An 866-nucleotide genomic window follows, 5' to 3' on the forward strand; every position below is an offset into this window, starting at 1 on the left:
TAAGCAAGACATCTTGTGCACGTTGGAAATTCGATCCCGACGGCTTCATGTGTTTCATAAGCTCGCTCAGCGAGCTGCGCTATTCTGCGTTCTAAACCAGAGGAAAAGCGTGGAACTTGGATACGCTCAATCATCCAAAGGAAAATGTGCTGCTGGACACTTCCTGCCGGAAGCCGACTCATCTGAATTTGGCCATATCGCGAGGACAGGTAGGCCGCCATAAAGAAAGGCGATATACCATCAGGAACAATTTTCGCTATATCTTGGTTTGAGTTGATTGGATACGACCAGCTCTCAAGCGCGACCGCAACACTTCCTACGCTTCCAGACATTGACAGCAAGACCATGCCAGGAAGAACTTCGGATTTGTGGAGTAAGCTATGAGCTTCCTCAGATACCCGAAGAACATTTGAAAAATTGATGAAATTTCCTGCGTAATCAGTTCCTCGGATGAATGGGATTCCTTGTTCCTGATATTCAAATTCGTTGGTTAGTGCATAAGCGCCAAAGCTTCTAACCTCTAATGCAATATCAGATATGCGAGCAGGATTATGCCGCAAGATGAGTTTGTCTGCGACCAAAGCCGCGCGCCCAAAGTACTGGCTATCTAATCTCTTATCACGATTGTCAGCCAAGACTTGAGATAAACTCAAGACCGTTGCCTCAAGCCCCTCCAACAAACCGCTTAAGCGGCCTTGGTCGAAGGGGCGTCCCGAAAAAACTTAGCTTTTCCTTACGGGCAAATTCCTCGAAGCTTCGGCGATACCATCCTCCGTCAGCCCATCGTGGTTGAACAGATCGTGCTCCACGATGAAGTGGCCGTGGCTGTCGCGCAAAAAACTTCCGTCGGGGTTTTTGCGATAGAC

General features: G+C 48.4%; 1 protein-coding gene. It reads right to left on the reverse strand.

Translation table 11 applies throughout. The features are described 5' to 3' along the window. The coding region (locus VZ95_RS24775; protein ID WP_156995513.1) for a restriction endonuclease subunit S domain-containing protein at positions 1 to 653 on the reverse strand (653 nt) is incomplete at its 3' end. Positions 654 to 866: the final 213 nt, after the last annotated feature.

It is taken from the genome of Elstera litoralis (genome assembly GCF_000963705.1).
Lineage (GTDB): Bacteria > Pseudomonadota > Alphaproteobacteria > Elsterales > Elsteraceae > Elstera > Elstera litoralis.